The organism is Methylocystis borbori (genome assembly GCF_036576025.1).
Lineage (GTDB): Bacteria > Pseudomonadota > Alphaproteobacteria > Rhizobiales > Beijerinckiaceae > Methylocystis > Methylocystis borbori.
In genome coordinates this window covers 1-18,779 of record NZ_JAZHYN010000001.1, presented here as the reverse complement: position 1 = coordinate 18,779, position 18,779 = coordinate 1, and the positions used below count along the sequence as shown (strand labels likewise).

Sequence of the window (18,779 nt, the reverse complement as noted above, 5' to 3'; positions counted from 1 at the left end):
GAAGCAGAGGATTTCGCATGACCGCCCATCACTTCAACGATTACGCTGTCACCGATATTTCGCTCGCCGACTGGGGCCGCAAGGAAATCGCCATCGCCGAGACGGAAATGCCGGGGCTGATGGCCACGCGCGCGGAATTCGGCCCCTCGCAGCCGCTCAAAGGTGCGCGCGTCGCCGGCTCGCTCCATATGACCATCCAGACGGCGGTGCTGATCGAGACGCTGAAAGCGCTCGGCGCCGATGTGCGCTGGGCCTCCTGCAACATTTATTCGACGCAGGACCACGCCGCCGCCGCCATCGCCGCGACCGGCACGCCGGTCTTCGCCAAGAAGGGCGAGACGCTGGAAGACTATTGGGACTACACCCACAAGATTTTCGAATGGGGCGACGGCGGCTGCCCGAACATGATCCTCGACGACGGCGGCGACGCGACGCTGCTCATTCATCTTGGCCTCCGCGCCGAGAATGGCGATACCGCCTTCCTCGACAAGGCGACGAATGAGGAAGAGGAAGTTCTCTTCGCCGCGATCAAGAAGCGCCTGAAGGCCAATCCCGGCTTCTACAAGCGCAACGCCGAGGCGATCAAAGGCGTCACCGAGGAGACGACGACCGGCGTGCACCGCCTCTATGTGATGCATAAGGAGGGCAAGCTCCTCTGGCCGGCGATCAACGTCAACGACTCGGTGACGAAGTCGAAATTCGACAATCTCTACGGCTGCCGCGAGTCGCTCGTCGACGGCATCCGCCGCGCCACCGATGTGATGATGGCCGGCAAGGTCGCCTGCATCGCCGGCTATGGCGACGTGGGCAAGGGTTCGGCGGCCTCGCTGCGCAACGCCGGCTGCCGCGTGATCGTCACCGAAATCGATCCGATCTGCGCGCTGCAGGCGGCGATGGAAGGCTATGAAGTCACGACGATGGAAGAGGCCGCGCCGCGAGCGGATATTTTCTGCACGGCGACTGGCAATGTCGACGTCATCACCCTCGATCACATGCGCGCGATGAAGGATCGCGCCATCGTCTGCAACATCGGCCATTTCGATTCGGAGATTCAGGTCGCGGGCCTGCGCAATCTCAAATGGCACAATGTGAAGCCGCAGGTCGACGAGATCGAGTTCCAGGACGGCAAGCGCATCCTGCTGCTGGCCGAAGGCCGGCTGGTGAATTTGGGTTGCGCGACGGGCCATCCTTCCTTCGTGATGTCGGCCTCCTTCACCAATCAGACTCTCGCGCAGATCGAACTCTTCACCAAGCAGGGCCAGTATCCGGTGGGCGTCTATACGCTGCCGAAGCACCTCGATGAGAAGGTGGCGTCGCTTCATCTCGACAAGATCGGCGTGAAGCTCACGGCGCTGACAGAAGAGCAGGCGGCCTATCTGAACCTGCCGCAAAACGGCCCCTTCAAGCCCGATCATTATCGTTACTGACGCTTCTCGGCCAGCGTTCGCGTTTCGGCCTCGCTCCTTTGGGGAGCGAGGCCTTTATTATTTGAACAACCGCCGCTTCCTTGCCGAAACACGATTCCGTTTTGGCCCTTTGCGCTTTAGATTGGGGTGATTCGTATACGCGGCGCGACGTGAGGCCGGCGGGGCCCATCCGCCTATCATGTCGTTTTTTCGCGCGGATCGCCCTGCATCCTCTGCAGGTCGCGGCTGCGCCTCGCGCGGACCGCTTCGGCGTTGTTGTGATGAGCACCCGCAATCGACCGTGGAGACCGGTTCTCGTGACACGCCAAGCTGATTGTCCCGCGGGGTCGCCGAGGCCATGTTGAGAGGCGATTTCGTCGGCTGCGGCGCGCGCGCGCTTTTGCTCTGCGGCGCCTCGGGCGGCGCGCTCTTGAGCGCGTCCTCCGCCGCCCACGCCGCGCGTCTTGGCGGCGTTCCGCTCGGTCCCGACGTTCTCGCTTTCGCCTTTAGCGGCGGCCTCGCGCTTTTCGCCGTCGTCGTCGCGCTCGCCTATGTCGGCGAGCGCCGCGCCTGGCGGCGCCGCGAGGCGGAGCTCAGCGCCGATCTCGAGGAAGCGCGCGCAAAGCTCGACCGCGCCAAGATTTTTCTGGCGAGCGAACCGCAAATATTCGTCGCCTGGAGCGGGCCGGACGGCGCGCCCGACATTCTTCATTCTTCCGCGTTGCTCCTCGCCGACGCCGTGCCGACGCCGCGCCGCGTGCTGGCCTTCGGCGCCTGGCTTGACCCCAAGGACGCGCAGGCGCTCGAAAGCGCGGTCGATCGGCTGCGCCAGAACGGCGAGAGCTTTCGTCTGGCGCTCGCCGGCGCCGGCCGCCAGTTCGACGCAGAGGGACGCGCGATCGGCGGCAGCGCGGTGCTGCGCATTCGCGAAGTCTCGGGCGACAGGCTGGAGCTCATTGGTCTGCGCGCGCGCTATGCCGAGGCGCAGTCGGAGATTTTGGGATTTCGCGCCCTGCTCGAAGCCTTGCCGGCGCCGGCGTGGATTCGCAGTGGCGCGGGCGCGCTCGCTTTCGTCAACAGCGCCTATGCGCGCGCCGTCGAGGCGAAGGACGCCGCCGACGCGATCGCGCGCGGCTTGGAGCTGCTGGACCAGTCGGCGCGGGCGACGGGAGAAGAGGCGCGCGCGAAAAATATCGTCTGGCGCGACCAGCTCCACGCCGTCGTCGCCGGCGAGCGGCATCGTCTCGACGTGACGCAGGCGCCCGTCGCGGGCGGCGCCGCGTCGATCGCCATCGACCGGCACGAAGTGGAGACGGTGCGCGCCGATCTCGAACAGCAGATGCAATCGCATGTGCGCACGCTCGATCAATTGCCGACAGCCGTCGCGATTTTCGACCGCTCGCGGCAACTGATCTACAACAATGACGCCTACGCCAAGCTCTGGCAGCTCGACGCCGCCTTTCTCGATCAGCGGCCGACCGACGGCCAGATCCTCGACCGCCTGCGCGCCGCGCAGCGCGTGCCGGTCGAATCCGACTATAGAGCCTGGAAGGAGCGGCTGTTCGAAGCCTATCGTTCGCCCGAGCCTCTGCGTCATACTTGGCATCTGCCTGATGGGCGGATCATCGACGTCGTCGCGCATCCCAATCCGCAAGGGGGCGTCACCTATCTCTATGACGACACGACGAAGGCCTATGATCTCGAAACGCGCTTCAACACGCTCGACCGCATGCAGAGCGAGACCCTGGAGACGCTGCATGAGGGCGTCGCGGTCTTCGGCTCCGACGGGCGGCTGAAATTCAGCAATCCCGCCTTCGCCAAGCTCTGGCGTCTCGATCCGCAAGAACTCGCCCAGAAGCCGCGTTTCGACGCGCTTGTCGGCCAATGCCGCGCGCTGCACGCCAAGGAGGAGACCTGGGCCGAGCTGCGCGGCTTCGTCAATGGCTTGAGCGACATGCGCGAAGGCTTCACGCGGCGCATTGAGCGCAGCGACGGCATGGTGCTCGACTGCACGGCGGAAGCCCTGCTCGACGGCGCGGCGCTTTTGACCTTCGTCGACGTTTCCGCGGACGTGAATGTCGAGCGCGCGCTCACCGAGCGCAACAGCGCGCTGCTCGCGGCGGAAAAGCTGCGCAACGACTTCATTCATCACGTCAGCTATGAATTGCGCTCGCCGCTCAACAACATCAACGGCTTCGTGCATCTTCTGGGAGAGGACTCGACCGGCCCGCTCACGACGCGCCAGCGCGAATATCTCGGCTATGTCAGCAAGTCCTCGGCCGCGCTGATGGCCATCGTCGACGACATCCTCGATCTCGCGACGATCGACGAAGACGCGATGGAGCTTGAGTTTTCCGATGTCGACGTCAAGGAGACCATGCGCGCCGCCATCGAGGGCGTGCAGGATCGGCTCGCCGAAAATTCGATCGACGTGCAGATCGTCGCGATGGACGATGTCGGAACCTTCCGTGGCGACGCCAAACGCGTGCGCCAGATATTGTTCAATCTTCTCTCCAACGCCATCGGCTTCTCGCGTCCGGGCCAGACCGTGACGCTTGCCGCCATGCGGCGCGACGACGACGTCGTCTTTAAGGTCACCGATCGCGGCCGCGGCATTTCGCCTGAAATTCTCGAGCGCATCTTCGATCGCTTCGAGTCGCATACGGCGGGCTCGCGCCATCGTGGCGTCGGCCTCGGGCTTTCCATTGTGCGCGCCTTCATGGAGCTGCATGGCGGCAAGGTGCTGATCGACTCCGCGCCGGGCGAAGGCACGACCGTCACCTGCATCTTCCCGGCGCGCAAGGCGGGCGAGGCGAGGATCCGGCTGACGCGCGAAGGAGGCGCCGAATGAGCGGCGAATCCGTCGCCAAGACGGTGTGGCGGCTCGACGTCGCCAATGAAGAGGAGACGGCGGCGCTGGCGCGCGAACTCGCGACATTGCTGCGCGCCGGCGATCTCGTGGCGCTCGCCGGCGACCTCGGCGCGGGCAAGACCACTTTCGCGCGGGCCCTGATCCGAACGCTCCTCGAAGACCCCACGCTCGAAGCGCCAAGCCCGACCTTCACGCTGATGCAGACCTATGAAGGCGCCGGCGCGCGCGTCGTGCACGCCGATTTCTATCGGCTGGAGAGCGCCGCCGAACTTGCCGGAGTGGGATGGGAGGAGGCGGTCGAGGACGCGATCGTGCTGGCGGAATGGGCGGAGCGCGCGCGCGAGGCTTTTTCAGGCGACAGGCTGGAAGTGCGATTGAGCTTTGCGGAAGCCGACGACCGCGCCCGCCGCCTCACCGTCTCCGGCTATGGCGCTTTCGCGGCGCGCCTCGCGGCCTTTAAGGCGCTTTACGAATTTCTCCGGCGGGAAGGCTGGGCGGAGGCGAGACGCAGCTTCATGCAGGGCGACGCCTCGACGCGCGCCTATGAGAAGCTCGAAAAGGAGAATGGCGAACGCGCCATTCTGATGATTTCGCCGCCAAGGCCCGATGGGCCCCCGGTCCGCTTCGGCAAATCCTATAGCGCCATTGCCCGGCTGGCGGAAAATGTCACGCCCTTCGTCGCCCTGTCGCAGGGGCTGCGCGGCCTTGGCCTTTCGGCGCCGGAAATCTACGCCAGCGACCTCGACGCCGGCCTGCTGCTTATCGAAGACCTCGGCTCGGAAGGCGTCGTGGACGAGAGCGGCCCCATCGCCACGCGCTATCTCGAAGCCGCCGGCGCGCTCGCTTATCTTCACGCCCAGCGCCTGCCGGACAAGCTGCCGGTCGAGGGCCGCGGCCCGTATCAAATCCCGCCTTATGATCTCGACGCGCTGCTGATCGAAGTGGAGCTTCTGCCCGATTGGTATCTCCCGCAGGCCAAGGCGACGATCACTTCGGGCGCGCGGGCGATCTTCGTCAATCTGTGGCGTCATGCGCTGACCGAGGTCGCGCGTGCGCGCGCCACCTGGACGTTACGCGATTATCATTCGCCAAATCTCCTGTGGCTTACTGGGCGCGAAGGCGTCGCCCGCGTCGGGATCATCGACTTTCAGGATTGCGCGCTTGGCCACCCGGCCTATGACATGGCCTCGCTCGGGCAGGATGCGCGCGTCACCGTCCCCGACGATCTGGAGCTGAAGCTTCTCGCCCATTACACGAAGCTGCGCCGCGAGGCCGACGCGAGTTTCGACATGGCGGCCTTCGCCAAGGCCTATTCGCTGCTTGCGGCGCAGCGCGCGACGAAGATTCTCGGCATTTTCGCGCGGCTCGACCAGCGCGACGGCAAGCCGCAATATCTCGCGCATCTGCCGCGCGTCGAGGCCTATCTGAGAAAGAGCTTGCGCCACCCGGCGCTCGCTGACATTAGGGCTTGGTATGAAGTCAATCTCCCTGGCCTCTTTGGCGACGCCTGACGCGCCCGTGGGGGCGCAGGTCCCGGGCGTCGCCATGGTGTTCGCCGCGGGGTTGGGGACGCGCATGCGCCCGCTCACGGAAGCGACGCCGAAGCCGCTCGTTTCCGTCGGGGGTCGCGCTTTGATCGATCGCGCCCTCGATGATTTTGCCGAAGCCGGCGTCGAGACGGCGGTCGTCAATGTTCATCATCTCGCCGATCAGATCGAGGCGCATCTTGTGGATCGCGCCCGCCCGCGCATTATGATTTCGAACGAGCGCGGCCTGCTTCTCGATCAGGGCGGCGGGATCAAAAAGGCGTTGCCGCTCATTGGCGAGAATCCCTTTTTCATCTGCAATACCGACGCTTTCTGGATCGACGCCGCGCGCTCTAACATTCTTGCGCTTGCCGAGGCCTGGGACGCCGAGAAAATGGATGTCGCGCTTTTGCTTGCGCCAACCTCCGGCAGCGTCGGCGTCGATTGGGACGGCGATTTCGATCTCGATCGGGAGGGGCGCATCATTCGCCGCGACGGGCCGAAACCTTATGTTTACGCCGGCGTCGGCCTCATCAAGCCGCAGCTTTTCGCCAATGTGGCGGAAGACGTGTTCAAGCTCGCGCCGTTCTTTTTCGCCGCCGCGCAGACGGGACGACTCTTTGGCGTCGTCTCCAGCGGACTTTGGCTTCATGTTGGCACCATCGCGGCGATCGCCGAAGCTGAACGGGCGATCGCGGCGCGCCGCGGCTGAGCGGCGCCGACATGATCGCAAAGCCGCGCAATCTCTTCACCATCGCGCCCGGCGCGCCTTTTCTTGAAACCTTCGTCAAGGCGCTGCTCGGCGGCGAGATCGTTTCCTCCTTCTCGCGCGAGGCGACTCCGCTCGAAATGGCGCGCGCGACGATCTATGTGCCGACGCAGCGGGCCGCGCGCGCGCTCGCCGTCGAATTCGCCCGCGCGTTCGAGGGGCGCGCGACGCTGCTGCCGCGCATTCTGCCGCTCGGCGCGCTGGAGGAGCGCGAGACCGTCGCGCTGTTCGACGCGGATTTCGCGCCGGGCGATGAGGAGGCGCTGTCGCCGCCGATCGAGGAATTGGAGCGCCGCCTGCTGCTTTCGCAGCTCATCATGCAATGGGCGCAGGCGATGGCGCGCGCGATCATTTCGATCGATCCATCCGGCGCGCCCAATTTGCACGAGAGCGAACCTTTCCTCGTCGCCTCGACGCCCTCCGCCGCTTTCGCGCTTGCCGCCGATCTCGGCGCGCTGATCGACGAATGCCATATCGAAGAGCTTTCCTTCGAGGCCTTCGAGGCTTTGAGCGACGACGCCTTCAACGATTATTGGGCGATCACGACGAGATTTCTGCGCGTCGCGCTGCATGAATGGCCGGCGATTCTCGCCGAGCGCGGGCGACTCGACGCGAGCGCTTATCAGAAGCGTCTTGTCGAAGCGCAGATCGCGGCGCTCGCGCGCACGGCGCCCCTCGCGCCGGTAATCGCGCTCGGCTCCACCGGCGCGCATCCGACGACGGCGCGGCTTCTCGGAGCCATCGCCAGGCTCGACAATGGCGCCGTCGTTCTGCCCGGCCTCGATCAACTCATGAGCGAAAGCGCCTGGTTGGGCGTCGGGCAGGGCGAGAAGCCTGGCGAACCGGCCTTCACCCATCCGCAGACCATGCTGAAACGGCTGCTTGCGACCATGGGCGCGGCGCGCGATGAGGCGTGCGAACTCGGGCGTCTTGCGCCGGCGCTCGCGGCGCGGCGCGCGCTTGTCTCGCAGGCGATGCTGCCGGCGGACGCCACCTCCGCCTGGCGCGACTATCGCGCTGACGAGGGCGCTGGCTTTGCGGCGGCGCTGGAAGACGTCGTCGTTTTGGAGGCGTCCGACGAGCGGCTCGAGGCGCTGACGCTCGCGCTTTTCATGCGCGAGGCGTTGGACACCCCGGGCCGCACGGCGGCGCTCGTCACGCCCGATCGTAACATCGCGCGGCGCGTCGCCGTGGAGCTACGACGCTTCGAGATTGAGATCGACGATTCCGGCGGCAAGCCGCTGGCGACGACGCCGATCGGCGCGCTGGCGCGGCTCGTCGCCGCGATCGGCGCCGATGGCGCGAGCGCCGTCAATGCCGCGGCGCTCTTCGCGCATCCGCTGACGCGGCTGGGCTTCGCCCGCGGCCGCATCGCCGCGCTCGCGCCGCTTATCGAGATTGGCGTGTTGCGCAGCGTCGCGTCGCCTGACGGCCGCTGGGCGGCTGAGGTCGCGGCGGCGCGCGAGATGGCGCGCTCGCCGCATGCGCATCCGGCGGCGCGGCGCATCGGCGATGACGATTGGTGCGCCGTTGAAGATATGCTGACGCGCCTCGACGCCGCTTTCGCGCCTTTGGCGGCCCTTGCGACGAACGCTTCGCTCGCGGCGCGGGCCGAGGCGCATCGCGCCGCGTTTGAAGCCCTGATCGCGAGCGAAGAAGAGAGCGGCGACGAAGACGCGGCGACGCTCTTCGAGCTTCTGGACCGGCTCGCGCGCGCCGAAGCGCCGCCGGGATTTGACGCGCAAAGCTATGCGGCGCTGTTCGATCGCGTCGCTTTCGAGGCGACTTTGCGCGGACCGAGGCGCGCGCATCCGCGCCTCAAGATTCTGGGGCCGTTGGAGGCGCGCCTGATCGAGGCCGATCTCATTCTGCTCGCCGGGCTCGATGAAGGCGTTTGGCCGCCGCAGACCGATACGGGGGCCTTTCTCAATCGCTCCATGCGTACGCAACTCGGCCTCATGGCGCCGGAACGGCGCATCGGCCAGAGCGCGCATGATTTCGTCATGGCGCTCGGCGCCGCGAGGGTTGTGGTGAGCCGCGCCGTAAAGCGCGACGGCGCGCCAACCGTCCCCTCGCGCTTTCTCGCGCGGCTTTCCGCGCTCGCAGGCGAAGCTTTCGCCAATTGCAAGGCGCGCGGCGACGCCATGCTCGCCATCGCCGCCGCGCTCGACCGCCCGAAGGAGACGATCGCGATTTCGCGGCCGGAGCCGCGCCCGCCCGTCGAACTGCGGCCGCAGCGTTTAAGCGTGACCCGCGTCGAGCGCCTGCGGCGCGATCCCTACGCCATCTTCGCCGAATATGTGCTGAAGCTCGCGCCGCTGCCGCCGCTCGGCCTGGAGCTCGGCGCGCGCGAAATCGGCATGGCCATCCATGAAGCGCTCGCCGCATTCGTTAAGCGCCATCCGCGCGGCGCCCTGCCTCTCGACGCGCGCGAAACGCTGCTCGTCTTTGCGCGCGAGAAGCTTGGCGGCTTCATGAGCGATCCCGCTTTCCTCAGTTTTCAATGGCCGCGCCTCGAGGCCGGGCTCGACCACGCGCTCGCCTTCGAACGAGAGCGCCGCGACGAGGATCGCGAAATTTTCATCGAGACACAGGGAAAAATGACGCTTGCGCTCGAAGATGGCGCGAGCTTTCTTCTCACGGCCGTCGCCGATCGCATCGAGGTCGATGCGGAGGGCCGCGCCTATGTTTTCGACTACAAGACCGGCGCGCCGCCGTCCAACAAGCAGGTCAGGGTCGGCTGGTCGCCGCAATTGACGCTTGAAGCCGCGATGATCGAAGCGGGCGCTTTCGAGGCGGTCGGCGCGCGGCAGGTTTCCGGCGCCGCCTATGTCGGACTGAAGAATGGCGGCGAGACGCGCTGGCTTGGGTGGAAAGACGAAAGCTTACCCGATGTCGTCGCCGAGCATCGCGCCGAGGCCGTAAAGCTGCTTTCGCAATTTCGCAACGCGGCGACGCCCTACGCTTCGCGTCCGCATCCCGCTTTCATGAGCGATGTCGGCGACTACGATCATCTCGCCCGCGTGAAGGAATGGATGCGCGGCGGCGGAGACGGCGCATGAACGCGCGGCCCGTCGCCAGCGAAACAGAGCGGCGCCAGCGCATGGCGTCCGATCCGCGAACTTCGGCATGGGTCTCGGCGCATGCGGGTTCTGGCAAGACGCATGTGCTGACGCAACGCGTGCTGCGTTTGCTGCTCGAAGGGACGCGGCCTTCGCAAATCCTCTGCCTCACCTATACGAAGGCGGCGGCCGCCAATATGGCGGCGCGCGTCTTCGACGCGCTGGCGCAATGGGCGACGCTGGACGACGCGCAACTTGCGGAAAGCATCGCGAGAATCGGCGCGGCGGCCGCTTCGCGTCAGGACCTCGATTTCGCGCGCAAGCTTTTCGCCCATGCCGTCGAGACGCCGGGCGGCCTCAAGATTCAGACGATTCACGCCTTCTGCGAGAAGCTGCTGCATATCTTTCCCTTCGAGGCGAATGTTCCCGCCGCCTTTCGCGTCGTCGAGGATATGGAGCGGGCGGAGCTGATGGAGGCCGCGCGCCGCCGCGCTCTGGAAGGCGCCATACGCGCGCGCGGCGCCTTGCACGGCGCGCTGGAGCTTGTCGCGCGCGAGACGTCGGGCGCGGGCTTCAACGCGCTTTGCGAAGAGCTGCTGCGGCATCGCGCGACCGTCGCGCGCATCGGCGAACGCGACGATTATGCGGCGCGTCTTAACGCCGCGCTCGGCTTGCGTCCCGACGAGACGCTGGCGCGTGTCGAAGCGGCGATGATCGAGGAGGGCGAGGCGCCGGACGCATGGCCGGCGCTCGCCGCGATGCTGCGCGGCGGCTCAAGCAATGATCGCAAGCTCGCCGATTCGCTCGAGGCCGCCTATGCGCTAGCGCCGCATCCTTCCTGCATCGACGCCTATCTCTCGGCCTTCTTCACCCAGAAAGGCGAGCCGCGCGGGGTCGGAAAAACGAAAATCGTCACCGCCGGTCTCGCTAAGGGCGAACCTCAACTCCTCGCGCGTATGGAGGCCGAGCGCGACCGGCTCGCGCCGCTCATTGAAAAGCGCAAGGCGGCGGCGGCGGCCGAGCGTTCGCTCGCGCTCGCGCAAATCGGCGACGCCATTCTTGCCGAATATGAGCGCGCCAAGCGGCTGCGCGGCCTGCTCGATTACGACGATCTCATCGAAGGCGCGCGCCGGCTGCTCTTTCGGTCGAGTCCCTCCTGGGTGCTCTACAAGCTCGATTCGCAGATCGACCATATTCTGCTCGACGAAGCGCAGGACACGAGCGCGAAGCAATGGGACATACTCGCCGCGATCGCCGACGAATTCTGCGCGGGCGTCGGCGCGCGCGCCGCAACGGGGAAGCGCGCGCGCAGCTTCTTCGCCGTCGGCGACGAGAAGCAATCGATCTTCTCGTTTCAAGGCGCGGCGCCTTGGCGTTTCGACGAAATGCGGCGCGATTTCCAACGCCGTTTCGAGACTGTCGAGATGCGTTTCCAATGGGTGCGGCTCACCCAGTCGTTCCGCTCTGCGCCGGGCGTGCTCCAGGCCGTCGACGATATTTTCGCGCTTGAGGAAAACCGCCTGGGTCTTTGCGCCGACCCCGAGGAACCCGCGCCAAGACATGAATCCTGGAAGCACGACGTCCCGGCGCTCATCGAAATCTGGGAGCCCATTGGTCAGACGAAAGCCGAGGAGCCGGCCGACTGGCGCCTGCCGCTCGATTACGCCGATGCGAATGATCCGGCGGAGCGGCTCGCCCATAAACTCGCGCGAAAGATCAAGGCGCTGCTCGCGCCCGAGAACGGCGAATGCGTCGAGGACAAGGGCGCGCCGCGTCCGGTACGGGCGGGCGACATTCTCATCCTTGTGCGCAAGCGCGGCGCGCTTTTCGAGGCGATCATCCGCGCGCTGAAAAGCGAGCATGTGCCGGTCGCGGGCGCCGACCGGCTCGATCTCGCCGCCCATATCGCCGTCAATGATCTCGTCGCGCTGGGGCGCGCGGCGCTGCTTCCCGACGACGATCTGACGCTGGCGACACTGTTGAAATCGCCTTTCTTCGGCTTTGACGACGACGATCTGATCGCGCTCGCGCCGCATCGGCCCACTTCTCTATATGCCGCCCTGGCGCAATCGGACGACGCGCGCTTTCGCGCCGCGGCGCAGCGTCTCAATGAACTTGCGCGCGCGGCCGCACAGACCCCGTTCGATTTCTACAGCGGAGTCCTCGGGCCGGGCGGGGGCCGCAAACAATTGGTCGCGCGCCTCGGCGCCGAAGCCGACGACGCCATCGACGAATTCCTAAAACTCGCGGCGAGCTTCGAGCGCGAACAGCCGTCTTCGCTCACGAGCTTTCTCGCCACGGTCGAATCGCTCGACCTTTCGATCAAGCGCGACATGGAGATGGTCGGCGGCGCGGTGCGCGTGATGACCGCCCATGCGGCGAAAGGGCTCGAGGCGAAGATCGTGTTTCTGCCCGATACATGCGGCGCGCCCGCCGGCAAGCACGATCCGAAGCTCTACAGGCTCGGCGCAGAGGAAGATGCGCCGCTCGCCTGGTCGCTCGGCAAGGAGAGCGATCCGCCGGCGCTGGCGCAGGCGCGCGAGGCGCATCGGCGGGACGAGCGCGCGGAGCATCAGCGCCTCCTCTATGTCGCGCTGACGCGGGCTGAAGAGCGGCTTTACATCAGCGGCTGTCACGGTCCTAGCGGTCCCGCCGCCGGATGCTGGCATCAGTCGATCCGCAACGCGCTCGAAGCGAGCTGCGAGAATTTGCCCGATCCTTTCGATTCCGAATCGACGATCCTGCGGCGCGGCGAAGCGCCGCCGCGTTTCGATCTCGCGCGCATGGCGTCGTCGTCGGGCGATGTCGACATCCCTTCTTTCGCGACGACGCCGGCGGCGCCGGAAGCCGCGCCCGCGCCGCCCTTGCGGCCGTCGAGCGCGCTCGCGGGCGCCGACGCCGCGCCCTCGCTCGGCGAGATGGCCGCGAGAAGCCGCGCCGACGCCGAGCGTCTCCTCTATGGACGCCTGGCGCATGCGCTTCTGCAGCATCTTCCCGCTTGCGCGCCGGAACATCGCGAGAAGGCGGCGCAACGTTTTCTCGTCGTGCGCGGCGGCTTCCTCGATGCGGAGCGACGCGCGGAACTTGCGAAATCCGCGCTGGACGTGATCGCGGATGCGCGTCTCGCCGCGCTTTTTGGACCGGATTCGACCGCGGAAGTCGATATTGTCGCGACGCTAGATCACGCCGCATTTGGGCGGAATCGCCCCAATGCGGATAACGTGATCGACTCTGAAAGTTTAGAGCGCGCTTTACGCGAAAAACCGGCATCCACTTTTTCGCAGCGCGCTCTAGAGAATGGCGTCGGGGTTTCCGGCCGCATCGACCGGCTTGCGGTCACGCCGAGCGAGATTCTCATCGCCGATTTCAAGACCGGGCGTCCGTGCGCCGTTCTCGACGACGCGCATTTGCGGCAGCTCGCGCTTTATCGCGCGGCGGTCGCGCCGCTCTATCCAGGCAAGCGCCCGCGCTGCTTCCTGATCTGGACGCAAAATGCGCGGGTCGTCGAAGCCGAGGAGGCGGCGCTCGACGCCGCTTTCGCGCGCGCTGTCGCCGGAGCGTGACGCTCCTCGTCTTTACGCCGCGCGATCCTCTTCCGCCGCGGCGCGCTCGCGCCAGAACTCCAGCATCAGCGCGGTAAGCGTCATGACGATAGGCCCGAGCACGACGCCGGCGGCGCCGAAAAGATACAGCCCGCCGAGCAATGCGATGAAAGTCGGAGCCGTGTGAAGCCGCACGCCCTCGCCGATAAGCAGGGGACGCACGAGATTGTCGGCGCTGCCGATCACCACGCCGCCCCAGACGGCGAGGGTGACGGCGTCGGCCCAGCGTCCCTCGATCGCGAGATAGACGGTCGCCGGTATCCAGACGACGAATGTGCCGAGCACGGGAACGATCGACAACAGGCCCATGATCAGCGCCCATAAGGCCGGCGCCGGAAAGCCGAGCCACCAGAACATGAAGCCGCCCAGCGCGCCCTGAAGCGCGGCGATGACAAGCGCGCCGTAAATGATGGCGTAGATCGTGTCATCGGCGCGCTCGACGAGCCGGTCCGTCTCCGCCCGCGAGAAGGGCGAGAGGCGCGTCAACATATCGAGCGCGGCGACTCTGTCGCGAAGGAAGAAGAACAGCAGATAGAAGGCGAGCAAGACCGTCAGAACCTGGCCGGTGGACTGGCGGATGATCGTCCCACTGGCGTTGGTGAGAGTCGCGGCCGATTTTTGCAAAATGGCTGGGAGATCGATCTGCGCGCCGATCAATTCATAGAGGCTTTGCAGCCATTGGTGCTCCGCGAGGAATTTTGCCCAGTCGGTTTTGGCGATCTCCTCCTGAACATAGGCGGCGCCGACGATCGCCTCATTGATCAGCCGCTGCGACACGAGGAGAAGCGGCGCGACGACGATGAGAGCGACGATCAGCACGGACAGCCCAGCCGCGATGGAAGGACGAAACCAGCGCTCGATGAAGCGATGCGCTCTTGAAAAGACCACCGCCATGACCAGCGCCCATGTCAGTGCCGAGAGAAAGGGGGCCGCGATCCAGAAAGTCAGCGCGATGAAGACGATCGTAAGAGCGAGCCGCGCCAGAAAGGATATGTCGGCATCGAGCCGCAGACGCTGCGCGCCCTTGGCGTCTGTTCCCTCGGACATTGCAAGCTCCCTCAATCCGAGGCGATAGTCGGGTCGCTTGCGCCAATTGGCAAGCTCAAGAAAAGCCGCAGGCGGCGGCCTTACGACTCAGAGGACGATTTCAGCTTCGCGATGGCGATGGTCACCGAGACCGCGATGCAGAGCAGACGGGCGAACATGGCGATACCTCCATAGGGAGAGATATTCACTCAGACGCATGGCGCCATATTCGCGCGAAAAATTCCGTGCGCGCGCACACTTCCCGGGAACGGCCTATGTGGCGGCGCGCTTGAAGGTTTTAAAAGGCGCAGGCCTCGGGCGGCTTATCGTCGGACCAGTCGGCGAGCTTGGGCGCGGGCGTCTTGATCGCGACCGGCTTGCCGTCGCGCAGGCCCTTGCCGGTCAGGAAATTCAGATCGCAGGAATGATGGTTCTTCAAATCGAGCGTATCGCGCGTCTCGCGCGTCATCCCGGCGACGATGAATTCCTTGTTGCGATAGAGGACGGTGAGCGTCTGGCTCCAGCGGTCGCGCCCGATGGAGTCATTGCCGGATTTTATCAGCAGCGCGCCCTTGGCGTTTGTGTCGAGAGAGGGGAGCTGGCCCCACATGGCGCCGCTCCAGGCGGCGTCCTTCTTGACGAGCGCGGGCTTCGGCGACGCCTCGCGCGAGGGCTCCAGCGCGCGGTAGATGTAAAGATCGGCGCCCGTGTCGCCATTCTCGACGAGCACGGCGCGGTCCATATCGCCGCCCTCGAAGGAGAGCGTGACCGAGGAGAGGACGCGCGAATAGTCGGGCGCTTGCGCATAAGCCGGAAGCGCAAAAACGAGAAAAGTCAGAGGGAGAATTTTTTCGATCATGAATGCGAACCAATTCCAAAGGCGAGAGAGCGCGGAAGGCGTCGCATGACTTGGCCTAACCGTGCTGCGCCCGACTTGTATCCCACAACTTCTCAACCGTCATGCCCGGCCTTGACGTGGAGAGGGTGCGCGTGGATTAACGGCGTGCCGAGACGAAAATGGCCGGGACAAGCCCGGCCATGATGCGTTGACGTAACCGAAAGGAGCGCGCGGCGAGCGCCTCACTCTCCCCCGGTCGCTTCGGCCTTTTCCTTCGCCTCGAGGTCTTCGCCGGTCTCCTGATCGACGGCGCGCATGGAGAGGCGCACCTTGCCGCGATCATCGAAGCCGAGAAGCTTCACCTTCACGCGGTCGCCTTCCTTGACGACGTCGGTCGTCTTCGCCACGCGCTGCTTGGAGAGCTGCGAGATGTGGACGAGGCCGTCCTTGGCGCCGAAGAAATTGACGAAGGCGCCGAAATCGGCGGTCTTCACCACCGTGCCTTCGTAGATCATGCCGACCTCGGGATCGGAGGCGATCGATTTGATCCAGGCGATCGCCGCCTTGATCGAATTGGCGTCGGCGGAGGCGACCTTCACCGTGCCGTCGTCCTCGATATTGATCTTGGCGCCGGTCTTTTCGACGATCTCGCGAATGACCTTGCCGCCCGAGCCGATCACGTCGCGGATCTTGTCGGTCGCGATCTTCATCGTCTCGATGCGCGGCGCGAATTCGCCAAGCTCCGCGCGCGACCTGGTGATCGCCTTCGCCATTTCGCCGAGGATGTGGAGGCGTCCGTCCTTCGCCTGGCCGAGGGCGACGCGCATGATCTCCTCGGTGATGCCGGCGATCTTGATGTCCATCTGCAGCGAGGTCACGCCGTTCGACGTGCCCGCGACCTTGAAGTCCATGTCGCCGAGGTGATCCTCGTCGCCGAGAATGTCGGAGAGCACGGCGAATCGCTCGCCTTCGAGGATGAGGCCCATGGCGATGCCGGCCGTCGGCGCCTTGATCGGCACGCCGGCGTCCATCAGCGCGAGCGAGGTGCCGCAGACCGTCGCCATGGAGGAGGAGCCGTTCGACTCGGTGATCTCCGAGACGACGCGCAGCGTATAGGGGAATTCGGCGGCCGCCGGCAGCATCGGACGAATGGCGCGCCAGGCGAGCTTGCCATGGCCGATCTCGCGGCGCCCGGGCGAGCCCATGCGGCCCGTCTCGCCGACCGAATAGGGCGGGAAGTTATAGTGGAGCAGGAAGCGCTCCTTATACGTCCCTTCGAGCGAATCGACATATTGCTCGTCCTCGCCGGTGCCGAGCGTCGCGACGACGAGCGCCTGCGTCTCGCCGCGGGTGAAGAGCGCGGAGCCATGCGTGCGCGGCAAGAGGCCGACTTCGGCGACGATCGGGCGCACGGTCTTCACGTCGCGGCCGTCGATGCGCAGGCCGGTGTCGAGAATGTTCCAGCGCACCACCTTGGCCTGCAGCTCCTTGAAGATTTCGCCGACCTGCTCCTTGGTGTATTTCGCCTCGCCGCCTTCGGGGAAAAGCGCCGCCAGCACTTTCGCCTTCACCGCGTCGACGGCGGCGTAGCGCTCCTGCTTCACGGTGTGCTGATAGGCCGCGCGCAAATCGGCCTCGGCGACCTCGGCGACGGCGCGGGCGATTTCCGACGTGTCGGGGAGGACGAGGTCGCGCGGATCTTTCGCGGCGCGCTCGGCGAGGCGGATGATGGCGTCGATCACCGGCTGGAAGCCGCGGTGGCCGGTCATCACCGCCTCCAGCATCGTCTCCTCGGAAAGCTCCTTTGCTTCCGACTCGACCATCAGCACGGCGTCCTGGGTGCCGGCGACGACGAGATCGAGATCGGAGAGCTTCATCTCCTCAATCGTCGGATTAAGCTTCAGCGCGCCGTTGACATAGCCCACGCGCGCGCCGCCGATGGGGCCCATGAAGGGCACGCCCGAGAGCGTCAGCGCCGCCGAGGCCGCGACCAGGGCGAGAATGTCGGGGTCGTTTTCGAGATCATGCGACAGCACGGTGGCGATCACCTGCGTGTCGTTGCGATAACCGTCGGGAAACAGCGGCCGGATCGGCCGGTCGATGAGGCGGGAGACCAGCGTCTCGCGCTCCGACGGGCGTCCCTCGCGCTTGAAATAGCCGCCGGGAATGCGACCCGCGGCGAAGGCCTTTTCCTGATAATTGACGGTGAGCGGAAAGAAGTCCTGGCCTGGCTTGGGCGCCTTGGCGGAGACGACGGTGGCGAGAACGGTGGTCTCGCCCCAGGTAGCGACGACGGCGCCGTCGGCCTGGCGGGCGACCTTGCCGGTCTCGAGCACGAGCTTGCGCCCGGCCCAGTCGAGTTCTTCACGATGAATTTGGAACATGCTGTGTCTTTCTCAGATGAACCAACGGTTCGTCATGAGCAAGACGGCGAGAAGCTGCGGAAACGATGATGCGTTAAGCGTCGACGCAGCGTCCGGCGATCCTGCCATGACTTCACGCGTTGGAATGCGCGCCGCCCTCGGCGCGCCATAAAGGCGAAAGCGGCGCAGGATGCGCCGCCTTCGGGGGAGGCCGACTTAACGGCGAATGCCGAGCCGCTCGATCAGAGTCTTATAGCGCGCTTCGTCGCGCACTTTCACATAGTCGAGAAGCTGGCGGCGTTGCGACACGAGCTTCAAAAGGCCGCGACGCGAGTGATTGTCTTTCACATGCGTCTTGAAATGCTCGGTCAGATTGGCGATGCGCTCGGTGAGGATCGCGACCTGAACTTCGGGCGAGCCCGTGTCATCGGCCTTGGTGGAATATTCCTTGATGAGCGCCTGCTTGCGCTCCGCCGTGATCGACATCGAATTTTCCTTATGTTTTCAGGTTGATCCGCGAGCGGCGGCCAAGGCCGGGATGTCGTCCAGCGCGGTCGCCTCAAAGCGGCGCCGCCCCGGCGGACCGGGGCGTGCGAGCGCCTTATAGCAGAAAAAATAGCGAAGGACAGAGGCGCGTCGGCCTGGGGCTTGGCCGTGGCGCGAGGAGGGCGCGGCTCAGGCCCCTTTATCGGGCTCGAACATCGGGGCGTCCCCATGCAGCATGCGGGCGATGAACGCCCTGGCGGCGGGCTTTTCCTTGCCCCCGGCGAGCCCTGACATGACGCCGCTCGCGAGACCCAGCGCCGCGCCGGCGAGCCCCGCGAGCGCGTAGATTTCGATGCGGCCATTGGGTGGGGCGGCCGCGAGCGACGCCGTGAGGCCAAGGACCCCGCCAGCGAGAGCGGCCAGAGCCTCGCGATCCCCCGCCCTTGGCCAAAAGGCCAGCGCCAGCGAGGGGGCGACGCAGGCGGCGGAGATGGCGAGCGCCGCCGCGACCAGCGTCGCCGGCGCGACGAGGCCGGTGAGGCTCGCCGCATAGCCGAGCGTCGAGACGGCGACGAGCGTCACCCGGCTGATGGCGAGACGCCGGCTCGTGAGGTCGATCTCGCCGCGCAGTCGGTAGAAGGCGTCATGGCCGACGGCGGTGGCGCAGGCCTGCAGACCCGCGGCGGCGAGGATGAGGCCGAGCGCGGCCATGGCGGAGGCGAGGAGGCCGGAGGCCGCCGCGCCGAGGTCGGTCGCCTGTGGCAAGGCCTCCAGCAGATAGGCGCCGTCCGCCGGGCGCACGTCCCTGGCCTCAAGCGGCGCGCCTGTC

Annotated in this window: 10 protein-coding genes and 1 pseudogene; 6 read left to right on the top strand and 5 right to left on the bottom strand. The window is 66.0% G+C overall.

The window, feature by feature from the left end:
- Nucleotides 1-17: 17 nt before the first annotated feature.
- The 6 genes from ahcY to addA all read left to right on the top strand — a co-directional run bounded on the left by ahcY (nt 18) and on the right by addA (nt 13,198).
- Complete coding sequence (ahcY, locus tag V3H18_RS00055; RefSeq protein ID WP_332079801.1) at nt 18-1,427, top strand: adenosylhomocysteinase; 1,410 nt, start codon at nt 18-20, stop codon at nt 1,425-1,427.
- 337 nt (nt 1,428-1,764) lie between these two features.
- On the top strand, nt 1,765-4,257 hold the full coding sequence (locus V3H18_RS00050; RefSeq protein ID WP_332079800.1) for a PAS domain-containing sensor histidine kinase: 2,493 nt from the start codon (nt 1,765-1,767) through the stop codon (nt 4,255-4,257).
- Complete coding sequence (gene tsaE / locus V3H18_RS00045) at nt 4,254-5,789, top strand: tRNA (adenosine(37)-N6)-threonylcarbamoyltransferase complex ATPase subunit type 1 TsaE (RefSeq protein WP_332079799.1); 1,536 nt, start codon at nt 4,254-4,256, stop codon at nt 5,787-5,789. The genes V3H18_RS00050 and tsaE overlap by 4 nt, the downstream gene beginning before the upstream one ends.
- Before the next feature lie 34 nt (nt 5,790-5,823).
- Nucleotides 5,824-6,516, top strand: coding sequence for a nucleotidyltransferase family protein (locus V3H18_RS00040; RefSeq protein WP_332079979.1), 693 nt, complete (start codon nt 5,824-5,826; stop codon nt 6,514-6,516).
- An 11-nt stretch (nt 6,517-6,527) separates the two neighbouring features.
- Complete coding sequence (addB, locus tag V3H18_RS00035; RefSeq protein WP_332079798.1) at nt 6,528-9,635, top strand: double-strand break repair protein AddB; 3,108 nt, start codon at nt 6,528-6,530, stop codon at nt 9,633-9,635.
- Complete coding sequence (addA, locus tag V3H18_RS00030) at nt 9,632-13,198, top strand: double-strand break repair helicase AddA (protein WP_332079797.1); 3,567 nt, start codon at nt 9,632-9,634, stop codon at nt 13,196-13,198. Before addB ends, addA begins: the two co-directional genes overlap by 4 nt.
- 12 nt (nt 13,199-13,210) lie before the next feature.
- Here addA and V3H18_RS00025 read toward each other — a convergent pair whose 3' ends face one another.
- The 5 genes and pseudogenes from V3H18_RS00025 to V3H18_RS00005 form a co-directional block, all read right to left on the bottom strand.
- A complete protein-coding gene (locus V3H18_RS00025) occupies nt 13,211-14,284 on the bottom strand; it encodes an AI-2E family transporter (protein ID WP_332079796.1) in 1,074 nt (357 codons plus the stop codon).
- Nucleotides 14,285-14,561: 277 nt separating this feature from the next.
- A complete protein-coding gene (locus tag V3H18_RS00020) occupies nt 14,562-15,122 on the bottom strand; it encodes a hypothetical protein (protein WP_332079795.1) in 561 nt (186 codons plus the stop codon).
- A 221-nt stretch (nt 15,123-15,343) separates the two neighbouring features.
- Nucleotides 15,344-17,485 (bottom strand): polyribonucleotide nucleotidyltransferase, encoded by a 2,142-nt coding sequence (gene pnp / locus V3H18_RS00015; RefSeq protein ID WP_332079794.1) that lies wholly within the window; start codon nt 17,483-17,485, stop codon nt 15,344-15,346.
- 195 nt (nt 17,486-17,680) lie between these two features.
- Nucleotides 17,681-17,950: a 30S ribosomal protein S15 gene (rpsO, locus tag V3H18_RS00010; protein WP_332079793.1), complete on the bottom strand. Its 270-nt coding sequence runs from the start codon at nt 17,948-17,950 to the stop codon at nt 17,681-17,683.
- Between the two features lie 189 nt (nt 17,951-18,139).
- A pseudogene (locus tag V3H18_RS00005) lies at nt 18,140-18,779 on the bottom strand (sodium:solute symporter); the annotation flags it as partial.

What these genes read in the sequence shown, in the direction of transcription:
- V3H18_RS00025 (WP_332079796.1), bottom strand. Translation starts at nt 14,284, where the DNA reads ATGTCCGAGGGAACAGACGCCAAGGGCGCGCAGCGTCTGCGGCTCGAT.
- V3H18_RS00040 (WP_332079979.1), top strand. Translation starts at nt 5,824, where the DNA reads ATGGTGTTCGCCGCGGGGTTGGGGACGCGCATGCGCCCGCTCACGGAA.
- rpsO (WP_332079793.1), bottom strand. Translation starts at nt 17,950, where the DNA reads ATGTCGATCACGGCGGAGCGCAAGCAGGCGCTCATCAAGGAATATTCC.
- V3H18_RS00020 (WP_332079795.1), bottom strand. Translation starts at nt 15,122, where the DNA reads ATGATCGAAAAAATTCTCCCTCTGACTTTTCTCGTTTTTGCGCTTCCG.
- ahcY (WP_332079801.1), top strand. Translation starts at nt 18, where the DNA reads ATGACCGCCCATCACTTCAACGATTACGCTGTCACCGATATTTCGCTC.
- pnp (WP_332079794.1), bottom strand. Translation starts at nt 17,485, where the DNA reads ATGTTCCAAATTCATCGTGAAGAACTCGACTGGGCCGGGCGCAAGCTC.
- addA (WP_332079797.1), top strand. Translation starts at nt 9,632, where the DNA reads ATGAACGCGCGGCCCGTCGCCAGCGAAACAGAGCGGCGCCAGCGCATG.
- tsaE (WP_332079799.1), top strand. Translation starts at nt 4,254, where the DNA reads ATGAGCGGCGAATCCGTCGCCAAGACGGTGTGGCGGCTCGACGTCGCC.
- V3H18_RS00050 (WP_332079800.1), top strand. Translation starts at nt 1,765, where the DNA reads ATGTTGAGAGGCGATTTCGTCGGCTGCGGCGCGCGCGCGCTTTTGCTC.
- addB (WP_332079798.1), top strand. Translation starts at nt 6,528, where the DNA reads ATGATCGCAAAGCCGCGCAATCTCTTCACCATCGCGCCCGGCGCGCCT.